The sequence below is a fragment of the Cytobacillus sp. FSL W8-0315 genome, from assembly GCF_038002905.1.
Taxonomy (GTDB): Bacteria; Bacillota; Bacilli; order Bacillales; family Cytobacillaceae; genus Cytobacillus; species Cytobacillus pseudoceanisediminis.
Genome location: NZ_JBBOOC010000001.1, coordinates 102,851 through 125,120, shown reverse-complemented (window position 1 = coordinate 125,120; position 22,270 = coordinate 102,851). Strand labels below are relative to the sequence as shown.

The 22,270-nt window shown below is 41.4% G+C and carries 22 protein-coding genes; 16 read left to right on the top strand and 6 right to left on the bottom strand.

Annotation, left to right across the window (positions count from 1 at the left end; genetic code table 11):
• Positions 1-174 precede the first annotated feature (174 nt).
• The 5 genes from MKY20_RS00720 to MKY20_RS00700 all read left to right on the top strand — a co-directional run bounded on the left by MKY20_RS00720 (position 175) and on the right by MKY20_RS00700 (position 4,452).
• On the top strand, positions 175-1,419 hold the full coding sequence (locus MKY20_RS00720; RefSeq protein WP_071157358.1) for an MFS transporter: 1,245 nt from the start codon (positions 175-177) through the stop codon (positions 1,417-1,419).
• A gap of 118 nt (positions 1,420-1,537) precedes the next feature.
• A complete protein-coding gene (locus MKY20_RS00715) occupies positions 1,538-2,233 on the top strand; it encodes a Type 1 glutamine amidotransferase-like domain-containing protein (RefSeq protein WP_019380235.1) in 696 nt (231 codons plus the stop codon).
• A gap of 49 nt (positions 2,234-2,282) precedes the next feature.
• Complete coding sequence (locus MKY20_RS00710; RefSeq protein WP_071157360.1) at positions 2,283-2,990, top strand: DNA alkylation repair protein; 708 nt, start codon at positions 2,283-2,285, stop codon at positions 2,988-2,990.
• A gap of 156 nt (positions 2,991-3,146) precedes the next feature.
• The gene (locus MKY20_RS00705) at positions 3,147-3,356 is read left to right on the top strand and encodes a hypothetical protein (protein WP_009335393.1); all 210 of its coding nucleotides are present in this window, start codon (positions 3,147-3,149) and stop codon (positions 3,354-3,356) included.
• Between the two features lie 166 nt (positions 3,357-3,522).
• On the top strand, positions 3,523-4,452 hold the full coding sequence (locus tag MKY20_RS00700; protein ID WP_083390488.1) for a bifunctional helix-turn-helix transcriptional regulator/GNAT family N-acetyltransferase: 930 nt from the start codon (positions 3,523-3,525) through the stop codon (positions 4,450-4,452).
• A gap of 297 nt (positions 4,453-4,749) precedes the next feature.
• Here MKY20_RS00700 and MKY20_RS00695 read toward each other — a convergent pair whose 3' ends face one another.
• Positions 4,750-5,265 carry a hypothetical protein gene (locus tag MKY20_RS00695; RefSeq protein WP_009335391.1) on the bottom strand — a complete coding sequence of 172 codons (516 nt, stop codon included), beginning with the start codon at positions 5,263-5,265 and terminating at the stop codon, positions 4,750-4,752.
• Positions 5,266-5,579: 314 nt separating this feature from the next.
• Here MKY20_RS00695 and MKY20_RS00690 point away from each other — a divergent pair, with 314 nt between their 5' ends.
• The 4 genes from MKY20_RS00690 to MKY20_RS00675 all read left to right on the top strand — a co-directional run bounded on the left by MKY20_RS00690 (position 5,580) and on the right by MKY20_RS00675 (position 8,834).
• On the top strand, positions 5,580-6,617 hold the full coding sequence (locus MKY20_RS00690; protein WP_071157362.1) for an ROK family transcriptional regulator: 1,038 nt from the start codon (positions 5,580-5,582) through the stop codon (positions 6,615-6,617).
• 13 nt (positions 6,618-6,630) lie between these two features.
• Positions 6,631-7,857, top strand: coding sequence for an MFS transporter (locus tag MKY20_RS00685; protein WP_071157364.1), 1,227 nt, complete (start codon positions 6,631-6,633; stop codon positions 7,855-7,857).
• Between the two features lie 21 nt (positions 7,858-7,878).
• Entirely contained in the window at positions 7,879-8,439 is a 561-nt protein-coding gene (locus MKY20_RS00680; protein WP_340999992.1) for a sugar O-acetyltransferase, read from the top strand.
• 236 nt (positions 8,440-8,675) lie between these two features.
• Positions 8,676-8,834, top strand: a complete 159-nt coding sequence (locus tag MKY20_RS00675) for a hypothetical protein (RefSeq protein WP_175502171.1) — start codon at positions 8,676-8,678, stop codon at positions 8,832-8,834.
• A gap of 274 nt (positions 8,835-9,108) precedes the next feature.
• Here the strand turns inward: MKY20_RS00675 and blaI are convergent, their stop codons facing one another.
• On the bottom strand, positions 9,109-9,495 hold the full coding sequence (gene blaI / locus MKY20_RS00670) for a penicillinase repressor BlaI (RefSeq protein ID WP_009335386.1): 387 nt from the start codon (positions 9,493-9,495) through the stop codon (positions 9,109-9,111).
• Positions 9,496-9,529: 34 nt separating this feature from the next.
• Positions 9,530-11,311 (bottom strand): BlaR1 family beta-lactam sensor/signal transducer, encoded by a 1,782-nt coding sequence (locus tag MKY20_RS00665; RefSeq protein ID WP_340999990.1) that lies wholly within the window; start codon positions 11,309-11,311, stop codon positions 9,530-9,532.
• A 244-nt stretch (positions 11,312-11,555) separates the two neighbouring features.
• Between MKY20_RS00665 and bla the strand changes: the two genes are divergently transcribed.
• Together bla and MKY20_RS00655 are read left to right on the top strand one after the other, a co-directional pair.
• A complete protein-coding gene (gene bla / locus MKY20_RS00660; RefSeq protein ID WP_217026161.1) occupies positions 11,556-12,497 on the top strand; it encodes a class A beta-lactamase in 942 nt (313 codons plus the stop codon).
• Between the two features lie 529 nt (positions 12,498-13,026).
• Entirely contained in the window at positions 13,027-13,881 is an 855-nt protein-coding gene (locus MKY20_RS00655) for a manganese catalase family protein (RefSeq protein WP_009335383.1), read from the top strand.
• A gap of 161 nt (positions 13,882-14,042) precedes the next feature.
• Here the strand turns inward: MKY20_RS00655 and asnA are convergent, their stop codons facing one another.
• Positions 14,043-15,005, bottom strand: a complete 963-nt coding sequence (asnA, locus tag MKY20_RS00650; protein ID WP_217026191.1) for an aspartate--ammonia ligase — start codon at positions 15,003-15,005, stop codon at positions 14,043-14,045.
• Between the two features lie 610 nt (positions 15,006-15,615).
• Between asnA and MKY20_RS00645 the strand changes: the two genes are divergently transcribed.
• From MKY20_RS00645 to MKY20_RS00625, 5 genes are all read left to right on the top strand, one after another.
• Positions 15,616-16,446 (top strand): glycerophosphodiester phosphodiesterase, encoded by an 831-nt coding sequence (locus MKY20_RS00645; RefSeq protein WP_019380248.1) that lies wholly within the window; start codon positions 15,616-15,618, stop codon positions 16,444-16,446.
• 107 nt (positions 16,447-16,553) lie between these two features.
• A complete protein-coding gene (locus tag MKY20_RS00640) occupies positions 16,554-17,075 on the top strand; it encodes a GNAT family N-acetyltransferase (RefSeq protein ID WP_009335380.1) in 522 nt (173 codons plus the stop codon).
• A gap of 248 nt (positions 17,076-17,323) precedes the next feature.
• The gene (locus MKY20_RS00635; RefSeq protein ID WP_071157374.1) at positions 17,324-18,532 is read left to right on the top strand and encodes a hypothetical protein; all 1,209 of its coding nucleotides are present in this window, start codon (positions 17,324-17,326) and stop codon (positions 18,530-18,532) included.
• A gap of 18 nt (positions 18,533-18,550) precedes the next feature.
• Entirely contained in the window at positions 18,551-19,813 is a 1,263-nt protein-coding gene (locus MKY20_RS00630) for a Zn-dependent hydrolase (RefSeq protein WP_071157375.1), read from the top strand.
• 3 nt (positions 19,814-19,816) lie between these two features.
• Positions 19,817-20,992: a M20 family metallopeptidase gene (locus tag MKY20_RS00625; protein WP_071157377.1), complete on the top strand. Its 1,176-nt coding sequence runs from the start codon at positions 19,817-19,819 to the stop codon at positions 20,990-20,992.
• Positions 20,993-21,177: 185 nt separating this feature from the next.
• Here the strand turns inward: MKY20_RS00625 and MKY20_RS00620 are convergent, their stop codons facing one another.
• Complete coding sequence (locus MKY20_RS00620) at positions 21,178-21,534, bottom strand: cyclic-phosphate processing receiver domain-containing protein (RefSeq protein ID WP_009335376.1); 357 nt, start codon at positions 21,532-21,534, stop codon at positions 21,178-21,180.
• 165 nt (positions 21,535-21,699) lie between these two features.
• Positions 21,700-22,188 carry an SRPBCC family protein gene (locus MKY20_RS00615; protein WP_009335375.1) on the bottom strand — a complete coding sequence of 163 codons (489 nt, stop codon included), beginning with the start codon at positions 22,186-22,188 and terminating at the stop codon, positions 21,700-21,702.
• Positions 22,189-22,270: the final 82 nt, after the last annotated feature.

The window sequence follows — 22,270 nt, the reverse complement described above, 5'->3', positions numbered from 1 at the left end:
CGGGATTGGTCTGTCTATTTAAGGAAACCTAAATTTAACGGTTATTTTTAAAGAGGAGATGAATTTCTCCTCTTTTTTGCTGTCTTTAGAAATAGAATGTATAGAGCGGATTAATCAACTGAATATAGGCAAAGCTTGTTTTTATTAACTAATATAGAAATGAGTGATTAGACAATGAGTACAAAAAATCCTAATCTGCAGGAGAATTGGCTTAAGAATATTATTCTCTTTTTAAGCAGTCAGACGATCTCGCTGTTTGGATCGTCCCTCGTTCAATACGCCATTATGTGGCATATTACCTTAACGACAGAATCTGGTTTGATGATGACGCTCTACATCATATGCGGTTTTATTCCGACCTTCTTTTTATCACCGGTCGCGGGTGTCTGGGCAGACCGGTATAACCGGAAAATGCTGATTATTTTAGCAGATGGTCTTATTGCCTTTTCAACACTGATTCTCGCTATCCTCTTTTTTATGGGTTATGAATCCATTTGGCTTCTATTTGTCATGGCAGCGATCCGTGCCCTTGGAACAGGGATTCAGACTCCTGCTGTCGGGGCGATTCTGCCTCAGATTGTCCCGAAGGATAAGCTCACAAAGGTAAACGGAGCAAACGGAAGCATTCAAGCCGTTATCATGTTTGTCTCGCCAATGGTCAGTGCTGCTCTGCTGGCAATGTCATCACTTGAAATCATCTTTTTCATCGATGTCATCACAGCAGCGATTGCCATTGTTACACTGATGACTTTTGTCAAAATTGCTGTGCACGAAAAGGCCACGGCCAAACAGACTACGAGCTACTTCAGCGACTTTAAAGAAGGTCTGCAATATGTAAACAGCAATCCATTTCTGAAAAAGTTCTTCCTGTTCTTTGCTGTCTTCTTCGTGCTGATGGCGCCTGCCGCCTTTTTGACGCCGCTGCAGGTTACCCGCACCTTTGGCGGAGATGTATGGAAGCTGACAGCCATTGAAATTGCTTTTTCAGTCGGCATGATGATTGGCGGAGGAATCATTGCTTCCTGGGGAGGCTATCCAAATAAAATTAAAACGATGACCCTCGCCAGTCTCATCATGGGAATATGCACTTTGGCGCTTGGCATTGTCCCGGTCTTCTGGATCTATTTAGTGTTCATGGCCTTGTTCGGTGTGGCGATGCCAATATTCAACACGCCAACTACTGTCATGCTGCAGGAAAAAATTGAAGAGAACTATTTAGGCAGGGTGTTTGGAGTCATGGGGATGATCTCCACCTCCATGATGCCGATCGGCATGCTGATATTTGGACCAATTGCAGATATCATTGCCGTCGAATGGCTTCTTGCTGGAACAGGGGCATTCATTATCCTATTAGCATTCATATTAGGGCGGGATCAGGTGCTTCTTGAAGCGGGGAAGCCAGCGCTGAGTGAATCGTAAGATATCTTTTATAATGGAGCTGTCATATGGGCAGCTCCATTTTTTTAGTTAGTTGAACAAGGAACGTCAGTCATGAAGGAGAATATTTATACTAAACATGTTTGGGGGGAGCTGGAATATGAGACAAATAATCGCTCTTGGAGGCGGGGGATTCTCTATGGAACCGGAGAATCCATTATTAGATGAATATATTTTGCGGCAGTCAGGAAAAGAAAATCCTAAAATCTGTTATATTCCTACGGCTACAGGAGATTCCGACATTTGCATCAAGTGGTTTTATGACTTTTTTGAAAATCAGAAGTGCCAGCCGTCCCACTTATCTTTATTTAAGCCGCCAACAAGAGATATAGAGGGGTTTATACTGGATAAAGATATCATCTATGTTGGAGGCGGAAATACGAAGAATTTATTGGCTTTATGGAAAGAATGGGGACTAGATAAGATTTTAAGAAAGGCATGGGGCCAAGGGATCGTATTAGCCGGCATCAGCGCAGGATCCATTTGCTGGTTTGAAGAAGGGGTTACGGATTCATATGGCGATAAACTGGAGCCCTTAACATGCCTGGGCTTCTTAAAAGGAAGCAATTGCCCTCATTACGATGGGGAAGCGGAAAGAAGGCCTGCCTATCATGAGCTTTTGGCTTCTGATAAAATAAAGCCTGGAATTGCAGCGGATGATGGAGTGGCTATCCACTTTATTGAGGAAGAGGTCAGCCGAATCGTAAGTTCAAGACCCAACGCCAGGGCCTATAAGGTCTATTACGATAAAGAAGTAAAAGAGATTGAACTGAAAACAGAATACTTGGGGTCTTGAGGCGCACAAGTGAAGTTAACATTATTAAAATGGAAGGAAGTGCTTAAAGATGGATTTACAAACGGTTATGCAGGAGCTCGAAGCTCTCAGCAAGGAACGGACCAAGAAAATGTACATATCAAACGGCGCGCGCGAGCCGCTTTTTGGAGTGGCAACAGGTGCAATGAAGCCAATCGCCAAAAAAATTAAAAGAAATCAGCCTTTGGCAGAGGAGCTATACGCTACAGGGAACTACGATGCCATGTACTTTGCAGGCATCATTGCAGATCCAGAAGCCATGACCGAAGCGGATTTTGACCGCTGGATGGATGATGCATATTTTTATATGCTGTCCGATTATGTGGTGGCCGTTACATTAGCTGAAGCAGATATTGCACAGGCTGTTGCCGATAAATGGATCGAAAGCGGGGAAGAGCTGCGGATGTCAGGGGGCTGGAGCTGCTACTGCTGGCTTTTGGGGAATCGTCCGGACGCTGAATTTTCCGAAGAGAAACTGGCCAAAATGCTTGATAAAGTGAAAGACACCATCCACGATTCTCCGGAGCGTACAAAATCCGCCATGAATAATTTTGTCTATACAGTGGGTGTTTCTTATTTGCCGCTCCATGAAAAAGCAGTTGAGACAGCGAAAGCCATCGGGCCGGTAGAAATGAAGCGGGACAAGAAAAAAAGCAGTTTCCTGCACGCCTCAGAAAATATCCAGAAGGAAGTAGATAGAGGGAAGCTTGGCTTTAAACGAAAATATGTAAGATGTTAAACAATCAGTGATACTGGAATGGATGGGGCAATGAACCTGTTCCTTTGTCCCCAGACCATGTTATAATGAGGAACTTAGGAATTATGAGTAGTGCTCATGGTGGAACGGATGCCCAGAAAAGCCTCCGTCTAGTGATTAAATATGGAGGTGTGTAGTATGAATAAACGATGGACAATCAGTAAAATTAATGAATTTGTTGAGAAAAATTCAGATAGTAAGCTGTTATCGACGGAATATCATGGTTTTTCTCAAAAACTGCTTTTTAAATGTGCATGCGGCAGTGAGTTTGAAAAAACATTTACGAAATTTAAAAATAATCACCAGCGTAAATGTGATGTGTGCCAGCCGCCTAAAGCATCACGCTAAACGAATATAAGGAAATAAACGAAGTGCCGATTTCAATTTAAAGAAATTGGCGCTTTTTCTTTTAACAAGCTTCCTCTTTGTTCCGGAAAGAAGTTGACTGAAGCAAGTAAATTAATTATTATATTTGACAAAGGCAACTATATTCCGAGGAGTGATTTCTTTGTCCATGATCCCGTTTGAGGAAAGAATCAGTGCTGTTCGCCATTTTAACCGTTTTATGACCAGACAAATAGGAGCTTTGCGGGAAGGGTTACTACATAGCCCCTATTCACTGACAGAATCCAGAATCCTGTTTGAAATCGCCACTAACGAGGACCCTGCAGCATCAAATTTAACTCAAGAGCTGGGTTTAGATGCAGGCTATTTAAGTCGAATATTAGCCCGATTTGAAGAGAAAGGCCTTATAAAGAAAGAACGTTCTGCTAAAGATGCCAGGCAGCGCATTTTAAAGCTTACGCCAGAGGGAGAAAAAGCTTTTTCTAAACTAAATGAACGTTCATACAATGAAATAGCGGATCTTCTTGGGAAATTATCGGAAAGTGAACAGCAGCAATTAATTAACGCTATGAAAACCGTTGAAGGACTGATCAGCAAGAATGAAAGCCTAAAATTTTCAGGCCCGTATTTTCTTCGTCAGCATGAACCTGGTGATATGGGGTGGGTTGTACACAAGCATGGTCTTTTGTATTCACAAGAATTTGGATGGGATGAGAGATTTGAAGCTCTTGTATCTCAAATTGCAGCGGACTTTATAATCAACTATAATCCTAAGCGGGAACGCTGCTGGATTGCCGAAATGAACGGAGAAATAGTGGGTTCTATTTTTGTTGTAGAAGGAAGTGAGGATACAGCTAAGCTTCGTCTATTAATAGTAGACCCAAAGGCGAGAGGAATGGGCCTTGGTTCACAATTGGTTGAAGAATGCATAAACTTTTCCAAACAAGCAGGATATAAGAAACTCGTTCTATGGACAAACAGTGTTCTTAAAGAAGCGCGGCATATCTATCAGAAAAAGGGATTTCAGCTTGTTAAGGAGGAAGAACATCATAGCTTTGGGCACGAATTAGTTGGAGAAACGTGGGAACTGCTGCTTTAAGGGACACGGGGACAGGTACACTGTCCCTTTTGCTGATCTTTCAGAGAAATTGTGTCCCCCTCAGGTCATTGGATTAATAAAAAGCCTCCATTCAAATTGAATGGAGGCTCATAGAAGGAACCGGGATTACGGATGAATGGCCGTCGGCCTCCAGTAGCCATGGTTGGTTATTGGTTACGGATGAAGTTGTAATGGGTCATGGATAATCGGTTTGCCATTGCCATTACAAGGTACCTTTGTACACAATAGGAGGGTGTTCCTTCTATGCCTTGAAGCAGAGTCTCACCACTTCAAGGTCTAGAAATACTTTTCGCTGTCAAACTCTAATTCTATCAAATAATTCTTGTTATTGATTAAGTTGGACAGACGATTCGCCTGGCGTTCGGCTTCCAGGCCCTTTAATCGGTACTGCTCCGGATCAAATAGCGCCATTTTCACCATCGACACGTTTTCCGACACTGTATAAAGGAATTCCTCTCTGGCTGCTGTGCCATATTCCTTGAATTTGCGGGCCTTTGCCCGATATTGGGTGGCAAGCTCAATTGCTTCTACGATTGGCAATGATTCATTGTTAAAGGTGATGTCATTTTCAATATTGGCTTTATATACAAGCTTATCCAGCAGTCTCATGTCTTTACGGACTTCATCCATCTCTTTTTCCACCATACCAAGCGATCTTGGCATTTCAGGAAGCTTGCTGCCTTTTTCAATATCGGCAAATGCTACACGGTCCATTTCTTCTTCTAACTCGTGAATTCGTTTAGCCAGAACACTTTTTAATTTTACTGCTTCAGCCAGGGTAAGTTTTTGCATGCCTGAATCTGCTCCTTTAATAGATTCGTTCTTAGTATTATTATATAGTCGGGAGTAATATATTGGAAGGAATAGCTTTCTCCTTGACTCTCAGGGGCGTCTAGAAAGGTAAATAAAATTAGTATTCAAGCTCAACGAGGAACCTTGTAAAGACAGTCTGCTGAAAAATTACATCTCTGATAAAGGGAAGGTTGTTTTCGGTTAATTTTAATGATATATTTCCAATAATAAACTTATTAAAGACCTTTAATAAGTTTATTATTGAATACTTTTTAAATCTGTTTAATAAGTATGATTTGCAGGTGGTGAGAATAATGAAGACTGCTCCAAAAGCTTTAAGCCTGGGCATCCTTTCTGGTATTCGCAGATCACTTTTAGACCTGGGAAGTGCAACCAAAGTTGAACTAAGTGATAAATTGGGAATCAGTTTTCCGACGATAAGCAAGTTCCTTTCACAGATGGAGAAGGATGGGGAAATTCTGTCGTCGGGACTGGATGAATCCAGCGGCGGGAGAAGAGCGAAAAGATATACATACAATCCTGACTATATGCTGGGCCTGGCAATTTTCTTAGAGAAGACAGAGACGAATTATGCCATTTTTAATTGTGCGGGAGAAGTGAAGGAACAAGGAACCCTTCAAAGTGTATTGACTGACGGCGGGCTGAATTTATTAACGGGCTCGATTGAAAAATTATTGGCGGATAAACAAGCAATCCGGTCGCTTGCCATTGGGGTGCCGGGTTCCGTTAAGAATGGGCGGATCTTTTATATACCCGGCTATGAACAGTTTCAAGACTTCGATATTAAAGGATATTTTGAGAATTTCTTTTCGATGCCAGTTGTTGTAGAGAACGACATGAATGCTGCAGTTCTTGGATATCACCATTCTAAGGGGATAAAAGATCATCAATCCCTTGTGTATTTATATTCCGGTCAAAATGGTCCTGGTGCGGGATTTATGATCAACGGGGATGTTGTGCGGGGAAACACTTTTTTTGCCGGGGAAGTTTCATTTGTTCCTCAATATGATGACCGAAACTTCCGCGAAGCCTTGGAAAATGGATTCAGTCATAAAGAGGTGCTGATATCCAGAGATAATCAGGTTGATGCTATCAGCAGATTAGTAGCCTCAATTACGGCTATCATTAATCCTCATACGTTCATCTTCTGCAAAGATGAAGTGGAAGAGACCCTGGTAGAAAAAATTGCAGCAGCAAGCTCAGAATACATCCCGGCAGAACATCTGCCCATTCTGGCAATAAGTGATTGGAAACAGGACTATTTATACGGATTGCAGAGTCTGGGGCTGGCGCTTATGCTTGAGTCGCCTGAAAAATATATCAGAAAATAGGTGAGGCTGAAGCATGGCAACAATCCTTTTGGTGATCATATATTTGGCTTTTATTAGTCTGGGTCTGCCGGATTCAGTGTTAGGGGCGGTATGGCCTGTCATGCAGGCAGACTTAGGCGCCCCGCTGGAGACTGCCGGATGGCTTTTTATGACAATAGCTGGCGGTACAATCATCTCGAGCTTAGGTAGCGGAAGAATACTCAAACGGTTTGGAACTGGGAAGGTATCTTTTTTCAGTACGTTAATGACTGCTGCCGCGTTACTTGGCTTTTATTTTGCTCCATCGGTTTATTGGCTGTTTCTATGTGCCATACCTCTCGGATTGGGGGCAGGTGCAATTGATGCAGGATTAAACGATTATGTTGCTGCGCATTATAAAGCACATCACATGAGCTGGCTGCACAGTTTCTGGGGAGTCGGAGCCACTATTGGCCCGATCATCATGGCCCAGTATATAGCAGGGGGGAACTCCTGGAGCAATGGGTATTTTGCCATTGCAGGAATACAATTTGTGCTGGCAATCATCCTTTTGCTGACTTTGCCTTTATGGAATAAAGGAAAGAAAAATAATAAAGCTTTAGTTGGAGAGGCGGAGGAATCAGAAGAAAGAGTGGATCATGCTGAAATTGTAAAACCGCTCCAAATCAAAGGAGTTAAATTAGCTTTATTATCCTTCTTGTTTTATTGCGGGGCAGAAGCCACGATGGGGCTCTGGGGAAGCAGCTTTCTGGTAAGCATGAAGGGCCTGCCGGCAGCGGAGGCTGCCCAATGGGTTTCCTTTTATTTCGCAGGCATTACAATTGGCAGATTTATTACTGGTTTCATTACGTTTAAAGTGAATAATCGTACTCTCATTCGGATGGGGCAAATTCTTGCACTTGCTGGTGCCATCCTTCTTTTCCTGCCATTTACATCCGTTTTCGCGCTTGCAGGCTTTGTTTTGGTTGGATTAGGATTGGCACCAATCTTTCCGTGTATGCTGCACGAAACGCCAGCGCGTTTTGGGAAGAAGCATTCCCAGACCATCATGGGTTATCAAATGGCTGTTGCATATACAGGCAGTACCTTTCTGCCGCCTGTTCTAGGCTTCATTGCCTCTCATTCAACAATTGGGATTTTCCCGTTATGTATTGTTCTTCTTGCTGCAGCAATGTTCTTAAGTTCTGAAAAACTGAACCGCCTGCTGAATAAGAAAGAGATTAATAGCTCTGAGGATGTTACCTTTAGCACAAATAGATAAATTTGAAAGTAGGCCATTAAAATGAAAACAGAAAAAGAGAAAATGCTGGCTGGAGAAATGTATGATCCTGCTGATCCGGTATTACTAAAGGAGCGCGAAGAAGCAAGGGGAAAGGTCAGAATTTATAATCAAACTCTGGAGACTGAAGGAGAAAAAAGGACAAAATTATTAAAGGAACTGCTCGGTTCAACCGGGAAAAACGTTTATATGGAGCCAAATATCAGATTTGATTACGGTTATAATACGCATGTAGGAGAAAACTTTTTCGCGAACTTCGACTGCACTATTTTAGATGTCAGTGAAGTTCGTTTTGGAGATAATTGCATGCTTGCACCCGGAGTGCAAATTTATACGGCAACACACCCGCTTCATCCTGCTGATCGCAATTCAGGCAGAGAATACGCAAAGCCGATCATGTTTGGAAACAATGTATTGATTGGCGGAAGTGCCGTAATCAATCCAGGTGTAACAATTGGGGACAATGTTGTTATCGCTTCAGGTGCAGTTGTTACGAAAGATGTGCCTGATAATGTAGTAGTTGGCGGAAATCCAGCTAAGATAATTAAACAAATTGAGCTTTGAATTCTCCTAAAGCATCAATAAAAAGAAAAGCCAATTCCCATTGCGGAATTGGCTTTTCTTATGTTTCAAGGTGCAGGGAAACTGACTTTATTTTTCAAGCTTCCGTTACTACAGTGGTTTTTGCATGAATATGGCGTTATTGCTCATTAGAAGTGCTGCTCCCATGAATCTCCTCAACACGAATAATATTGCTCATCTAAGATAAAACTTTTAAATAAAAACATTGGAGGAAAGACATGAGAGAAAAGAAAGAAAAGCAGCTCGAGAATATCCAAAAAAATGCTCAGGATTTATATGAAATAAGCAATACTGAATACGGACTTGAATCAGTTGCTGAAGGCTGTGATTTCGCTGAGGGGGAAAAGGATACACCGCCCAATTGTGGAGAGTTATAGGGTAATGGCCTAGTGTTTGGGATTGATCTGAAACAGGCATTCAAAAGGAAGGCTGCGATTTAGCAATAAACATACAAAGTGAACAGGTAAAGACCGAATGAAATAGTAAGCATGAATTACAAAGTATAAAGAAGAAGGAGAGCAATGGATTTGCACAATGCTCTTCTTCTTTTTTAGTATTATTGTTAAGGTAATCCGGTAACAGGTATTTAGGTTCCAGCAAGGATAGAAGAAGCTAAAAACCCCAGCCATTGTAGAGGGCCACGCATGTAGGTTATTGATCCTTCTCTTGTTTCTTTGCCAAAATCGTCCGCAGTTCGTTAATTTCCTCATCAGACAGGGAGTCTTCCTGGATGAATTGGACTAGCATGGATTTCACCGTTCCGCCATAGATTCGCTTGATAAAGGATTGAGCTTCAGCCCGCTGGCATTCATCCTGTGAATAGAGCGGGAAAAAGGTATAGATTCTCTGGTTTTTATTTACGCCGACTACATTCTTATGGACAAGCCTATCCAGAAGAGTACGGATTGTTTTGGGCTTCCAGTCTGTACTCTCTTGTAAGGATAGAATGACTTCATTAGCCGTTTTGGGTGCGCCGTGCCAAAGAACAGTCATGACTTCCCACTCGGATTCTGAGATGCTGGGAATCCTATCAGTCATATTACCGCCCTCCTTCTTTAATGAGATGAAGCAATTAATAAATGCCTTTCTGCTTCAAAATGGATAATGTAATTTCAGCTGCTTTACTTCCATTAGAGTCATCTTCATTCTGTATATTCGTTGCAAAAAAGTATGTGTCCTGCCCTGACTCAACATATCCAATGAACCATCCATTGATGTTTTCTCCATTTACAGTGCCTGTACCTGTTTTTCCTGAAAGGAGGGCTCCCTCTTTTCTCTCTAGTTTAATGGAATCCTTCACTGTTTGGATATTCTTTTCTTTAAATCCAAATTGATTTGCATAAAATTTTTTAAGCAGCTGAACTTGTTCCACTGGAGAAATTTTAAGGGAAGATTCCAGCCAATATTCGTCTATTCCACCAGTTAGATCACGATTCCCGTACTTGATTCGGTCTAAGAAGGTTTGAATAGTACCGGGCTGCACCTGCTGGTCTAACGATTGAAAATACCATGTAACAGAATTTCTTATTGCAGAAGTTAAATCCTGATCCGCATTCCAGGAATCAATAGGATACTTAAGTCCGTTCCATTTGGCCGACGAGTTTTCAACCGTTATGGTGCCTGATTCTAAACCAAGCAGAGCACTATAAATCTTATAAGTGGAATTTGGTGAAACCCTTAATGTGCTTTTATTCCGATTATGAATAAGATATTGGTCTGCTTCTTTATCATACAACACAAAGCTTCCATCAAACCCTGCAAAATAATTGCCTAAATCCTCATAAATAATGTTATCATCCTTAAATTTATAGCTGCTATTTTCATGAGCCATTACAGAGATAAATGGAGCTTGGCCTGCAATAAATATCCCCGCAAAAAGGAGTACTGCCGCACTTTTCCATCTCAGCAGTTTTGATTCCGGTTTAAAACAGGCAATTTTTTCGATTCTCGTTTTGATCTGTTTCTTTGACCCGTTTAAATGGTTTGCCAAATCGACAGTCACTGCCCTTGAGGCTTTATGGGCAAAATGAATAATGCTGTTTCCATACTCCATATAAGCCTTCTCATCCAAAGAATTTAAAACCTTAGCATCACAGGCGATTTCGCGATCCAGCCTCATTCTCCTAAACGCAAGCCAAACTAGAGGATTAAACCAATATAAAACTTGAAGAATCACCATAAAATAATTGACTGAAAAATCTTTATTTTTATAGTGGCTCAGTTCATGTAAAAAGATATATTCTATATCCTTTTCAGAAAGCCACTCGTCAAAATGGCGGGGAAGCACCACATAAGTCTTTAAAAGGCCAAACGTCATTGGGGTTTTAACGAGAGATGACTCTCCGACAATAATACATCCAGTAATCTTCAGTTTGTGTTTGCAGTCCTCGAATAATGATAAAAGCCCGTTATTTCTCAGGCTGTTTGTGTGTTTCTTTATTTTACTGATCTTAAGCATTGCGAGCAGCGTAAATACAGTTAAAATAGCCACTCCTGAAATCCAAATAAAGAATAAAGCATTATTTAATAATGTTAAATCATAGCGTTCCACCGAGACGGTTATGTCCTCCATCCAATTATTTTGCCTTAATGGAACCTCTGCAGATGGCGCAGTTTGGGATTGAAGGCTGCTATTGCTATTCCAAAAGGATAATGAATCCGCAAATGGCATGAATTGTAATGGAATAAGAGGCAGTGGCAGAGCAAGCAATACTAGAAACCAAAGATTATAGTGAGCTTGGGCTGTTAAATGTTTCTTTAAAAGTCTTTTTAACAGAAGAATGACTCCGATTGCAAAAGAAGACACCAGCAGACATTCCAAAAAAACAGATAAGAACTGTGAGCTTGTTATCATCCTCAGACCTTCCTTCTAAAATTTTACATCTAGTTTTAATTCCCTGGATAAAATGAATACCAATCCTGCTAGCATTCTATTTTTACTTTATCAAATCATGGTGATCTTGTGAAACACCATAATATCATGGGTTTCTAGCGGTTGACAAAACAAGACTACAAATGTAGTATTGTATTACACTTGTAGTCTATATGCGTTGTTTAAAAGTAAAAAGCTTAAAATTTTTATGGAGAGAGGTAATAATATGAGGAAACAATATCATTCTGTTTTTAGTAAGAATAGGTTAAAAGCAGTCCGGCTAGTCAGTTTGGTTCTGCTTCTTGCCCTGACTGGCTGTGCAAATGGCAGTTATCAATCAGATGTCAGTGCGGCAGAAAACTCCAAAGAAACTTCTGTAAATACAAAACAAAAATTCAAAAAGCTGGAGAAGGAATTTGACGCACGGCTTGGTGTGTATGCATATGACACAGGAACGAAAAAGACAATTACTTACAGGTCTAATGAGAGATTTGCCTACGCATCTACATTCAAGCCGCTGGCAGCTGCAATATTGCTGCAGAGAAAATCACTGGAGGAAATGAATGAAATCATTACATACACAAGTGATGACCTGGTGACATATTCTCCTGTTACAGAAAAGCATGTAAAGACTGGCATGACTTTAAGGGAACTCTGTGAAGCGGCAATCCGGTTTAGCGACAATACAGCAGGCAACTTAATTTTAGAGGAATTAGGAGGGCCTGAAGGATTCGAAGCAGCTTTGAAAGAAATGGGGGATACTGTTACAAAGCCTGAGCGGTTCGAGACGGATTTGAACGAGGCAGAGCCAGGGGACATTCGGGATACAAGTACACCTGAAGCACTTGCAGCAAGCCTTCAGAAAGTTTTAATTGGCGATTTTCTGACTGAAGAAAAGCGGAACATTTTAACCGAGTGGATGCGGGGTAACGTTACTGGGGATCCATTAATCCGTGCTGGTGTGCCAAGCGGCTGGGAAGTAGCTGATAAGAGCGGTGCAGCAGGCTTCGGAACACGTAATGACATTGCGATTGTCTGGCCGCCGAACAGGGAGCCGATTATCATGACGATCCTTTCCAGCCGGGATTCAAAGGATGCCGAATATGATAACGCTCTGATTGCAGAGGCAGCGGAGATGGCAATAAAGGCTTTGGATGATGAAGCTTGAATGATTGGGGAAGGACAAAGATTATGTTTTCCTCCTCCTCCCGCCAGATTTTATATTCGAAATCTGAGAAAAATAGACATGAAATTGATAGTTTCGATTTAGAACATATCCGAATTGATAAATATGATGGGGGCACTATTGGAGGAGTTCTACTGTTTCAACAGCGGGACTTAAACTAGGTGAATGGAAAGTCCTTGAGTGGAAAGAGTTATGGGGGAGGAGTATCTTCATGGTGTTAGGATGATGGATATTAAATCCGAATTTTCATCGGTTTATAGCGAAAGGTACTATTTGACTCAATTGAGTCTTACCAAGCATTTTCATTATTTTGTATATAAATAGGCAGCCAAGCAATTTATGAGTTCACTTTAGCGCTGCTTTCATAACTAGCTCTAAAGTTAAGCATCACCATGTAGTAACCACTGCGCGTCTCTATATATTCCTTTTTCATTAATCCAAGGTACTGAGCATAAACGAAAGCAGGCATTCATAAAGTTATATGGTATGAGAAAAATTAGGGAGGGCTTATATGTTTTATCACATCAAAGAATTACAATATCATGCCAAACCTGAAAGACCTGATCCTGTTTATGCGAAGAAACTTCAAGAGGTACTTGGTGGCCAATTCGGCGAAATTTCTGTAGCGATGCAATATCTGTTTCAAGGCTGGAATACCCGGGGGGATGGGAAATACCGCGATCTTTTAATGGACACAGGGACAGAAGAATTGGCACATATCGAAATGCTTTCAACGATGATAGCAAGATTGCTTGATGGAGCACCGGTGGGGGCACAGGAGGAGGCAGCCAAAGATCCTGTTTTGGAAGCAATTTTAGGAGGGATGAACCCTCAGCATGTAATCGTTTCTGGATTGGGGGCAATGCCTGCTGATAGTGTCGGCAATAGGTGGACAGCGGATTATATTATTGCGAGCGGAAACCTATTAGCTGATTTCCGGGCGAATCTTACAGCAGAATCCCAAGGGCGTCTTCAGGTAGCCAGACTTTATAATGAAACTACTGATCCAGGTGTAAGAGACATGCTGGCCTGGCTCCTTGCAAGGGACACTATGCACCAAAATCAGTGGATCGCAGCGATTCGGGAATTGGAATCAAAAGAAAATATCGTGGTTCCGAGTACATTCCCTAAACACTTAGAAAAACAGGAAGTCTCATATGTTTTATTCAATTTTTCAGATGGCGATCAAAGTGCCAAGGGGCGCTGGGCAAGCGGGCCAAGCATGGATGGCCAGGGAACATTCCAATATGTTAAAAATCCGCAGCCATTTGCAAAAAAACCTAAGCTTAAGCCAGCTCCTCCATATATATATAATACACCGCCTTCAGTTATGAGGCAGGATCAAATTCCTCCCAGTCTTTCATAAAACTACTCCCTGACTTTTCGTATGAAAAGCAGGGAATTTTCATCTTTTAATATGGGATACTGTGTAGTCAAGCCTACACTAGACATTTGGAGGAAAATAAAGAGCTGATAACTTGGCAGGAAGCTATCAGCAGTATTGTTTATAAATCAAAAAGGGGTAATTCACAGCAGGTTAATATTATTTTCTTGGCAGTATCTTAGTATTTCTACATTCCAAACTGAAGCCTGGACTTCCCCAATATGTGCTTTCTTTAATAAAAACATGCATAATCTGGACTGCCCTATACCTCCTCCAAGTGTATAAGGAAGTTCTCCATTAAGAAGAGATTTATGAAACTCCAGTAAGATTCGTTCCTCATTATTTTCAAGCTTTAATTGTTTTAGCAGCGTATTTTCATCTACCCGGATACCCATAGAAGAGATTTCAATAGACCTTTCCAGCAGTGGGCTCCAAAATAAAATATCTCCGTTAAATGACCAGTCATCATAGTCTGGAGAACGGCTGTCGTGCTTTGTTCCAGACCGCAGAGCTCCACCGATTTGCATTAGAAAAACAGCGCCGTATTCCTTTGAAACGGAATCCTCTCGCTCCTTTGGGGTCAGGTGGGGATAGAGGTCCTCCAGCTCCTGTGCTGTGATAAAATAAATATCCTCTGGCAATACCGGCTTAAGGGCGGGGTGAAACTCATACATGTGTTTTTCCGTCGACTTCATTGCCTGATAGATATTCCTTACCTCGGCTTTGAGTGTTTTCAGATTTCGCTGATCTTTTGAGATTATTTTTTCCCAGTCCCATTGATCCACATACATTGAGTGAAGGTTGTCTAATACCTCATCTCTTCTAACGGCATTCATATTTGTGTAAAGTCCCTCACCAATAGTAAACCCATATCTGCCTAAAGCGACTCTTTTCCACTTTGCTAAAGATTGAACGATTTCAATTTGATGATCTTTAATATCTAAAGCATCAAATGAAACAACTCGTTCGCTTCCGCTTAAGTTATCGTTTATTCCATTGCCTTCACTTACTAATAAAGGTGGTGATACCTTTATCAGGTTTAAGTTCTCTGAAAGCCTGGCTTCAAAATGCTTTTTTAATTCATTAACAGCAATTTCTGTATTCATTACATTAAGTATAGGTTTGTATCCACCTCTTGGAATGACTAATGTCTTAGGTATTTTAATCACCTCCAAATTTTTTGGAAAACAAGACTGAAACCCTAACTGATAATTTTCAGGCTATTTTTATGAATGGATGAGTCTTAACCATTTAATATTAAAAACTAAATTATGTTATGTATTCTTTTTCGAATCGTTACTGTTAATTTTTATGGGGAATAAGCAGCAAAAAGTGAGTGGAGGACATTTCCCCTCCGCCTTGACTATATTGCAGGCTGCCCTGTATATGGATAATGTATGATGCACGTCGTTCCTTTTCTGGAAGAAATGTTTTCCATTTTTGCAGTTTGCTGTGTATTAAACATTGGATGCTGATAATAGCCATGCTGGTTTTCAACCATCCCCAAACATCAAATACTATTTCCTGGATACAGGTAAAATTGACTGATAAAGCATTTTCACTAAATTGTATAAGTGTAATTGTAAAAAAAACTAGGGAGAAAGGCTGGTTTTTTTTCATACTATCTTTATTTATCTATAAAGACATCAACACACTAGATCAACATCTCTTTTTTAGAATATGGTTGAATACATATTTAGATAGGAGATGGAGAGCATGAACAAAAAATTATTAATTGGTACAGGGGTGGCTTTGTCACTGCTGTTCAGCCCAATCAGCCAGGCGTTCGCAGCAGAACCGACAACAGGAGAAAGGAAACAAGTGGATAATATAGCGCATCGCGGTGCCACAGGGTATGCACCGGAGAATACAGTAGCCGGCTTTGATCTGGCTGTAGACATGAAAGCTGATTATATCGAAATTGATGTTCAAAGAAGCAAGGATGGCGAATTAGTGGTAATTCACGATACATCTGTGGATCGTACAACAGATGGAACCGGAAAAGTGGGGGATTTAACGTTTGACTATTTAAGAAGTCTCGATGCCGGCAGCTGGAAAGGGGAACAATTTGCCGGGGAACCAATCCCGACATTTGAAGAGATTCTGGATCGCTACCATGGTAAGGTTGGAATATTAATAGAATTGAAGGCTCCAGAGCTTTACCCTGGCATTGAAGAACAAGTGGCGGATAAAATAAAAGAACGAAATCTTGATAAACCGCAAAATGAAAAAATCATTATCCAATCTTTTAACTTTGAATCCATGAAAACAATGGATCAGCTTCTGCCTAATGTTCCCATTGGTGTACTGACATCTAATCGTGCGGATACTACAGCGGAAGCTTTACAGGAATTTTCAGCCTATGCAGATTGGTTTAATCCAAGCTATGGAATTGTCACAAAAGAATTAGTGAATCAGGTTCACTCTCTTGGCATGCAAATTGGATCATGGACAGTGCGCAGCCAGGATGCCGCCGACTTCCTGTTCGAAATGGATGTTGACGCCATTATTACCGATTATCCGGATTATGTTGATCCTAGAAACTAATATCAGGAAAGGGAGCAGCTGCTGCTCCTTTTTTTTGCTGAATTGGGAAAGGGATTATTTGTGTTTCTATGGAATATAAACCTTATCCTTTTTCAGAGGTGAAGCTCATGAACATAAGAAAAGCTGTTTTAGCTGATTCAAAGGGTATTGCGAAGGTACATGTTGATAGCTGGAGAACAACCTATAAAAATATCATTCCTGATGAATTTTTGAAGAAGCTATCCTATGACAGGCGTACGGAATTATGGAATGAAAATATTATAAAAAAGGGAAATTATGTATTTGTTGCGGAAAATAGCAATGGTAAAATCATCGGATTTGCTGATTGCGGCAAGAGAGAAAGTAATCATGTTCCGGAATCCGGTGACTTAACTGCCATTTACCTCCTAGAGGAATATCAAGGTAAGGGAGTTGGCAAGAGGCTATTAAGGAAGGTTTTCCTGCAATTTGAAGAACTTGGCTTTAATAGAATTTTTGTTGAGGTACTTGAAGATAATAAAACCCGCCATTTCTATGAGTATTATGGTGCAGAATTATATAAAACAGAAAAGATTACTATTGCAGGTGCTGAATTGAATCTTCTTATATATGAATGGAATAACATTGGGGATGTATTAATTAAATTCTAATCCAGAAAACTCGTCATATTGACGAGTTTTTATTTTTCTCCAGCTCTCATGAACTTATAAAATAATAATATTATTTTACCAAACTATATAAAGAATTAAGCTCCATACAAAAACTGGAATGACATCGCTTACATAAAATTTTCAATAATTTAAATTGACTGAAAAGTATAATTGTATTATTATTCTAACAATATATATTTTTCGCAACACGAATGAATAGGTATTCAACATAGAGGGGGGAAGGGTTTATGTCACAGCTGTTAGCGTTAGTAATTCTTTTGTTTATTTTATTTATTGGAGATTTGGTTGCGGTTCGCACGAAGGCATGGGTGCCGTCCATTTTCGTCTGTGCCGTACTGTTCCTTGCCGGCTATTGGACTTTTTTTCCGCAGGACATCGTAGCTTTGGCAGGAGTTCCGCCGGTTGTGGCTACGATGATGATGTACTTATTGATTACCAATATGGGGACTTTGCTATCGATTCAGGAATTGAAAAATCAGTGGAAGACGATTGTGATTGCTTTGTCAGGGATTTTGGGAATTATCGCGATATTACTTGGAATCGGTACCTTTATCTTTGGATTTAAAACGGTGGTTGTCGCCATTCCGCCATTGGTTGGAGGCGTTGTATCTGCCCTGATTATGTCCGAAGGAGCGAAAGAAGCGGGACTGGCTTCTTTATCTGTCTTTGCAATCGTGATTTATGTTATGCAGGGATTTGCTGGATATCCGCTCACCTCCATTGTCCTGAAAAAAGAAGGAAAGCGGCTTTTACAGCAGTACCGAAGCGGAAAGCTTGCTTATAAGACACAGGGCATGGCGAGTGAAGAGACGGCTGCAGCAGCAGAGGCAGCTCCAAAACCTGAGCTTAAGCTTTTTAGAAATATGCCGGAGAAATATAATACAGATTTCTTCAAATTTTTAAGATTGGCGGCAGTATCCTACCTTGCTTATCTGACATCAACACTGCTGGCTCCAGTTGCGAGTGTCAGTCCATTTGTACTTTGTCTATTGTTCGGGGTTATTGCCACAAGTATTGGCTTTCTTGAGAAGCAGGTACTGCAGAAAGCAAATGGTTTTGGCTTTGCGATCATGGCCCTGATGCTCTTTATTTTTGACGGCTTAAAGCAGGCTACACCCGGGATGATGCTTGAGATTATTTATCCGCTGGCAGGAAGCATTATTCTAGGCGTAATAGGAATGTATATCTTCTCATTCATCGCAGGGAAAATTTTAAAGGTGAGCAAGGAAATGGCTTTCGCGGTTTCGCTGACGGCACTATATGGTTTCCCGGCTGACTACATTATTACAAATGAAGTGATTAAATCATTGACAGAAGATGAAAAAGAGAGGGAAATGCTGACCAGCAACATGCTTCCGCCTATGCTTGTCGGGGGATTCATCACGGTGACGATTGTGTCGGTGGTATTAGCCGGAATTTTTGTCGGACTATTATAAGAAAGGGATTGGATCGAAATGAGTGAAGTTCAAACAGGGAAAAATGTGAATCTGGAAAAAGTACAGGGGCGAATCGAAAACCATATTGACACATTAAGCACTTATACAGCGACTCCAGGCAAAGGAACAACCCGGCTGACGTATAGTCAGGAGGATTTTCTTGCACGGCAGTATATTAAGGGGAAAATGAAGGAAGCGGGCTTGGCTGTCCGTGAAGATGGATTGGGCAATATCTTTGGAAAGCTTGAAGGGTCCCTAAAAGATGCACCAAGTGTTCTAATCGGTTCTCACTTTGATTCCGTCCCGAATGGGGGATCCTATGATGGGCCTGCCGGAGTTGTAGCAGGACTTGAAGTCGCTGCACTTTTCACTGAGAACGGATTAACGCCAAAATATCCTCTGGAGGTTATCGCCCTTATCGAAGAGGAAGGCTCCAGATTTGGCGGCGGCTTAATGGGTTCACGCGGAATGGTCGGTTTGCTGGCTGAGGAAGACTTTAAATCATTGAAGGATAACGATGGCATTACGACCGTTGAAGCCATGAAGAAAATCGGGCTCGATCCGTCTCTTCCGAAAACAAGAGACCAGCAGTCAGTAAAGGCTTATCTGGAATTGCACATTGAACAGGGACCTATCTTAGAAGAAAAGAATATCCCAATAGGGGTAGTCGAAGCGATTGTCGGCTTAACGCAATTGGAAGTAACCGTAAAAGGACAGGCCGGGCATGCCGGGACCACTCCAATGGACAGGCGGTCTGATGCGCTGGTTGCGGCCGCCGGGATGATAGCCCAATTTCCCGAGTTGGCGGCGGCTGAAGGAGAAGGAACGGTAGTAACCACTGGGCAATTGCAGGTCTATCCAAATGGAGCCAATGTAATTCCGGATCAAACGGTCTTTTCTGTAGACATTCGCTCCGGCAAGGAAGAACATGTCCAGAATGTTATTCAAAAAGTGAAAGAATTAGCAGAGATCTATCGTGATAGCGGAGTAGAAATAACGGTTGAACAGCTTTTATATATTCAGCCAAAAGAGATGAATAAAGAGATTGTGAGTCTGTTAAAGAAGAAAAGCAGTGAACTGGGTTTCACTTCATGCCCCATGAATAGCGGCGCCGGGCACGATGCAATGGTTTTCGCTGATTACACAAGTACTGGGATGCTGTTTATTCCAAGTAAAAATGGCCTGAGCCATTGTCCGGAAGAATGGTCGGATTCCAGGCATATTGCCGAAGCTGTTCAAATCCTGTTTGAGGCAGCAATAGAGTTAACGGAGGCGGAGTAAGAGATGATTCATAATGGGCTAAAAGAATTAATTGGAGCATATAGTGATGAATTAACGAAGCTGCGAAGAAAATTGCATCGTGAACCAGAGGTGTCATGGGAGGAGTTTAAAACCACCCAATTTATTTGTGAGTACCTTGATAGACTGGGCATTCCCTTTAAAAGAACGGAACCAACAGGTGTTATTGCTGAAATAGCAGGCGGGAAGCCCGGAAAGACGGTAGCTTTAAGGGGAGACATGGATGCGCTGCAGGTGGAGGAATTGAATAAGGATCTGCCTTATGCCTCCCTGGAAAATGGAAAAATGCATGCATGCGGACATGATGCCCATACCGCGATGCTGCTGATTGCCGCCAAGGCATTAAATGAGATAAAAGAAGAATTGCCGGGGAATGTCCGCCTGCTGTTCCAGCCAGCCGAAGAAGTAGCGGAAGGGGCGAAGATGATGGTGGAACAGGGAGCGATGGAAGGTGTGGACAATGTCTTTGGCATCCACATCTGGTCGCAAATGCCGACGCATAAAGTGTCCTGTACACCTGGGCCATCCTTCGCATCAGCTGATATATTCAAGGTGACATTCAAAGGAAAAGGCGGGCACGGGGCGATGCCGCATGACTGCATTGATGCTGCTATAGTGGCCTCATCCTTTGTCATGAATGTCCAGAGTGTTGTGTCCAGAACCATTGATGCCCAGCAGCCTGCCGTACTCACCATTGGAAAAATGATGGTGGGCACAAGGTTTAACATCATCGCTGAAAATGCAGTCATCGAGGGAACAGTCCGCTGCTTCGATCCTGAAACAAGGGATCATATTGAAAAACAGCTTGAGAATTATGCTGAGAAGACGGCATCGATCTATGGTGCTGGTGCAAAAGTGGAATACATTCGGGGTTCCCAAGCGGTAATTAATGAGGAATACAGTGCAAACCTTGTGCAAAAAGTTGCTTCTGAAGCTTTCGGGGAAGATTTTCTATATAATGAAAATCCAACAATGGGGGCGGAGGATTTCAGTTTTTACCTGGACAAAGCACCTGGCAGCTTCGCCCTAGTCGGCAGCGGCAATCCAGAGAAAGACACCGAATGGGCTCATCACCACGGCAAATTCAATATTGACGAAGACGCCTTATCGACAGGCGCAGAGCTATATGCACAATATGCCTGGGCATATTTGAACGTATAGGAGTAAAATCTTAAAGCTAAATCCGCTCCTCTATATGGAGAAGCGGATTTATTTTTGCCTGGTTCCAGTTATTCATATCATTTTTAAAGTCATGAAAAAAGGAAGCAGTTAATAAACTCTGCTTCCCATATACTGGTGACATATATATATCCTGTGATCAAGGGGAATAGGTATGGTGAATTCTACTATTTTTGCAGATGATTTGGCGGAATGAAGTTTAGGGGCAGTGGCCTTAAGATTACTTTAATATCAGTGGGCATTTCAAAATCCTGCTGTGCTTGTTTTAAATAATGATACATAGCTTTCCCGCCTGCGGAATTGGCAGAGTGAACAGTTATGCGATCCGCAAATAACTGTTTTTGAACCATTAAATGAACGAGCATAAGACCATTTCTCGATTTACTTACTAAATCATGGTCTAAAGACAAGTGGTCAATTTCAAAGGTCTGAAGCAAATGGATACACTCATCAATGGTCTCAACTAATACATGACCATCAGGCGCTTTCCGATAATCATCCAGGAATACGCTTATTTTCTCCAATTTTATCCCCCTTTCGAAGGGGTGACTAAGAAAAGTCAAGTTGACCCTAAGGGTTTGATTCACCTTTCATTGTAACATACATATGTAAGTAAAGATACCGAAGAGGGATTAATTGGAAGAAAATTGGCTGCGGTTTTAAAAAAGAGTGTCCGCAGGTATTTGCTTTCAAGGCTGGCAGCAGAGGTTTCCTTCGCCCTTTTCAAGAGCTGATTTTAAACTGTCCAGTACACCTGACCAGGCCATTTGATGCCAGTTTATTGCTTCAATCCAATCTTCATGATTCTTAAATCCTCTATGTTCAACAATCACCTTTGATGAATTTTCATGGATTGCCTGGAAACTTACATGAACAGTTGTTAATTCATCCTCATTATTCATTAAATCCTCAAATTGGTCTGGGCCTTTCCATGTGAACTCAAGCTCATTTTCAGTAATAAGCTTAGTAATTTTACATCCCTTCGTATTCATGCCCGTACTATTTCCGGGAATAAAATAAAGCTCATAAGCTCCGCCTTCCTTAGCTTCTACTTTCGCTTCAGGTGCAAACCATTCAGATACCCTATCAGAGATTGTCCAAGCGAGCCATACCAGATTGAGTGGTGAATTGATTGTTGTCTCATTAATAATGGCTTTCTCAATTGCAGTGGTTTTCAAAATAATCCTCCCCTAAGTGTAAAATTATTACATTTAAATAATAACATTATTTTGAAAATTAAGATATTGTTAACTGGAGAAA